General features: G+C 63.6%; 1 protein-coding gene. It reads left to right on the top strand.

Features of this window, described 5'->3' with window-relative positions; genetic code table 11:
* Positions 1-783: histone deacetylase family protein (locus tag EN884_RS37410; protein ID WP_164895487.1), on the top strand; the 783-nt coding region annotated here is incomplete at its 5' end.
* Positions 784-836 lie beyond the last annotated feature (53 nt).

Below are 836 nucleotides of genomic sequence, written 5' to 3'. Positions count from 1 at the left end.
GAGACAGCGGCGATGCCCTTCACATGGCCGACGCGCGGCCTGCGCGGCGACGTGCCGCCAAAGCGCGTCGACGCGCTGCTCGGCTATTATTCCTTCGATGCCGGCGCCACTTTCGTCGAAGGCACGTGGGCCGCGATCAAGTCTTCCTACGACGTAGCGCTGACCGCCGCCGGCCTGCTCAAGGATGGCGAGGCTTCCGCCTTCGCGCTCTGCCGTCCGCCCGGCCACCATGCCGGGGCTGGCTTCATGGGCGGCTATTGCTACATCAACAACGCCGCTGTCGCCGCGCAATGGTTCCGCGACCACGGCGCCAAACGCATCTCGATCCTCGATGTCGACTACCATCACGGCAACGGTACGCAGGAGATCTTCTACGACCGTGCCGACGTCCAGGTGCTCAATCTGCATGGCGATCCGATGGTCGAGTACCCGTTCTTCCTCGGCCATGCCGACGAACGCGGCGCGGGTGCCGGCGAAGGCTTCAACATCAATTATCCGATGCCCTTCGGCACCGACTGGGATGCATGGAACGCCTCGCTCGAGGATGCCTGCGGCAGGCTCGCCGCTTATGCACCGGATGTCGTCATCGTCTCGCTGGGTGTCGATACGTTCGAGAAGGACCCGATCAGCCAGTTCAAGCTGAAGACGTCTGATTATCCCAAGATCGGCCGCCGCATCGCCAGGCTCGGCCTGCCGACGCTGTTCGTCATGGAAGGCGGCTATGCCGTCGAGGAGATCGGCATCAACGCGGTCGGCGTGCTGACCGGGTTCGAGGATCGGTAAATGCCTGTCGTCCAGGAGCATCTGGCGGTTTTGGGACAACGACAGGCATAAGC

The organism is Mesorhizobium sp. M7A.F.Ca.AU.001.01.1.1 (assembly GCF_004022735.1).
Taxonomy (GTDB): domain Bacteria; phylum Pseudomonadota; class Alphaproteobacteria; order Rhizobiales; family Rhizobiaceae; genus Mesorhizobium; species Mesorhizobium ciceri.
The sequence above is the reverse complement of the archived record's forward strand: the minus strand, read 5'-3'. Positions and strand labels throughout refer to the sequence as shown.